Here is a 3,150-nt window from a genome sequence, read left to right on the forward strand (position 1 = left end):
GCGCTGCCCTCTGCACTCAGCGCCGGGTAGGCCTCCACGCGAATGCCCGCCTGGGTGGTCACCCGCGAGGCCGGAAGCGGCGTCTCGGGCAGCGCGTCGAGCGTCGGCGCCTGGCTGGCTTCTCGAGCCAGCGCCTGGGCGCCCTGGCTTGCCGCCAGCTCGAAGCGCTTCTCGAGCGCGCGCAGGTCGCGCCCCTGGCCCAGGGTCTTGCCGGCGTGATCCACCACCCGCACGTTCATGATCAGGTGTGGCTCGAGCAGATCCAGGCGCCAGTCGTCCGCGTGCACGCGGGTGCCGGTACGCTTGCGCAGAAACTCGCCCAGCGCCTCGGTCAGCGGGCGCTCGTCAGGCACCAGCACCTCGAGGGCGGCGTCCACCCAGTCGGGAATCGGCACCACCTGGCGGCGGATGCTCTTGGGCAGCGACTTCAGAAGCGCAATGCACTTCTCGCGCAGAAGCCCCGGCACCACCCAGTCGAGCGCGGCCACCGGCAGCTGCGAGAGCATCGCGGCGGGCACGGTCAGGGTGACGCCATCGTCCTCGGCCTGCGGGTCGAAGTGGTAGCTCACCGGATACGCTACCCCGGCGATGGTCAGGTGGTCCGGGTACTGGGCCTGGGTGACGTCCTCGGCGGCGCGCGCCTTTAGCGTCTCGATATCGAATTTCAAAAGCGCCGGCGTCTCGCCCTCCGCCTGCTTGCGCCAGTGCTCGAAGCCGCGGCCGTTGACGATGTCACCCGGAATGCGCTCGTCGTAGAAGGCGTAGAGCGTCTCCTCGTCGACCAGGATGTCGCGCCGGCGCGCCCGCTCCTCGAGCGCCTCGACCTCGTCGATCAGCGCCCGGTTGTGGGCGAAGAACGCACCCCGGGTGCGAAACTCGCCTTCGACCAGCGCCCGGCGAATGAAGATCTCTCGCGAGGTGACCGGGTCGATGGGGCCGAAATTGATGCGCCGGCGGGCGACGATCGGAAGGCCGAACAGCGTCACCTGCTCGAAGGCCACCACCTGGGCGCGCTTCATCTCCCAGTGCGGCTCGCTGTAGCTGCGCTTGACCAGGTGCGTGGCCTGAGGCTCGATCCACTCCGGGTCGATGCGCGCCACGGTGCGGGCGTAGAGCTTGGTGGTCTCGACCAGCTCGAAGGCCATCACCCACTTGGGCGTCTTCTTGGCGAGCCCCGAGCCCGGGTGGATGAAGAACTTGCGGTTGCGTGCCCCCAGGTATTCGCGGTTCTCGAGCAGGTTGCCGATGTTCGACAACAGCCCCGACAGCAGCGCCTGGTGGAGCTTACCGGAGGTCTTGCGCCTTGCCTGGCGCGCCTCCTCCTCGCTTTCATCCTCGTTGACCGGCGGCGGACCCGGCACCTCGATGTCCATGTCGCGCAGCAGCTGCCTGAGCTGGCGGAAGGTGTCGTGCCACTCGCGCATGCGCAGATAGTTGATGTAGTGCTCGCGACACCAGCGGCGCAGCTGGTTGCCGGAAAGCGCCCCGCGGGCGTTCTCGATGCCGTGCCACAAATTCAAGAGCGCGACGAAGTCCGAGTCCGGATCGCGCCATTTCTGGTGGGCCTGGTCGGCGGCCTGGCGCTTGTCCGCCGGGCGCTCGCGCGGGTCCTGGACGGCCAGCGCCGAGACCACGATCAGCACGTCGCGAAGGCTCTGGCGCGCCGCCCCTTCGAGCACCATGCGCGCCAGGCGCGGGTCGATGGGAAGCCTTGCCAGCTTGCGCCCCAGCGGGCTGATGCGCTCCCGGGCATCCACCGCGCCGAGCTCGAACAGAAGCCGAAAGCCATCCTTGACGAAGCGAGCGTCCGGCGGGTCGACGAAGGGGAACTCCTCGATGCTGCCGAGCTTCAAGGAGAGCATCGAGAGAATCACCGAGGCGAGATTGGTGCGCTGGATCTCCGGGTCGGTGAAGGCCGGCCGCGACAGGAAGTCCTCTTCATCGAAAAGGCGAATGCACACGCCTTCGGCGATCCGCCCGCAGCGCCCCTTGCGCTGGTTGGCGCTGGCCTGACTCACCGGCTCGACGGGCAGGCGCTGGATCTTGGCGCGGTAGCTGTAGCGGCTGATGCGCACCAGTCCCGGGTCGACCACGTAGCGGATGCCGGGCACGGTGAGCGAGGTCTCCGCCACGTTGGTGGCCAGCACGATGCGCCGCCCCCGGTGCGGGGCGAACACGCGGTTCTGCTCCTCGTTGGAGAGTCGGGCGTAGAGCGGCAGGATCTCGGTGCCCTTGAAGTCCGCCCGGCGCAGCGTATCGGCGGTCTCGCGGATCTCGCGCTCGCCGGGCAGAAAGATCAGCACGTCGCGCGGGCCATGCAGCCAGCCACGCTCGCGCTCGAGCGTCTCGATCTCGGCGATCGCCTGAACGATGCCCTCCTGCAAGGTGCGATCCGCCTCGTCCTCCTCGCCTCTGACCAGTGGCCGGTAGAGCACGTCGACATCGAAGGTGCGCCCGGACACCTCGACCACCGGCGCGGGCGCCTCCTCGCGGCCGAAGTGCGCGGCGAAGCGCTCCACGTCGATGGTCGCCGAGGTGATGATCACCTTGAGATCCGGGCGTTTGGGCAACAGGCGTTTGAGGTAGCCGAGCAGGAAGTCGATGTTGAGGCTGCGCTCGTGGGCTTCGTCGATGATGATCGTGTCGTAGCGCCACAGCATCGGATCGTGCTGGGTCTCGGCCAGCAGGATGCCGTCGGTCATCAGCTTGACCAGCGTCGTGGCCGCGCTCTGGTCGGTGAAGCGCACCTGGTAGCCGACCTGCTCGCCCAGCGGCACCTGGAGCTCTTCGGCCAGGCGCGTGGCCACGCTGCGCGCGGCGAGTCGCCGCGGCTGGGTATGGCCGATCAGGCCGCGACGGCCACGGCCGAGCTCGAGGCAGACCTTGGGCAGCTGGGTGGTCTTGCCCGAGCCGGTCTCGCCGGCCACCACCACGACCTGATGATCGCGCAGCGCCGCCAGGATGTCCTCGCGACGCTCGACCACCGGAAGCTCGGCAGGGTAGTCGAGCGTCACGCGCGCGGCGCTTCGCGCGGCGTAGTGGTTTCGGGCCGTTTCCAGCTCGCGGTGCAGCTTGACAAGGCCCTGATCGATCGGCTTGGCCTCGCGAAGCCGCCGCCTCAGCCCCTCGATGCGCTGCGCCAGGCGCTGG

General features: G+C 68.9%; 1 protein-coding gene. It reads right to left on the reverse strand.

All coding sequences use genetic code 11. The annotated features are described in order from the left end of the window. A partial coding sequence (gene hrpA / locus BIS11_RS13745) for an ATP-dependent RNA helicase HrpA (protein ID WP_253586302.1) occupies positions 1–3,150 on the reverse strand: 3,150 nt, incomplete at both ends.

Source organism: Halomonas sp. 707D4 (assembly GCF_024158685.1).
Lineage (GTDB): Bacteria > Pseudomonadota > Gammaproteobacteria > Pseudomonadales > Halomonadaceae > Vreelandella.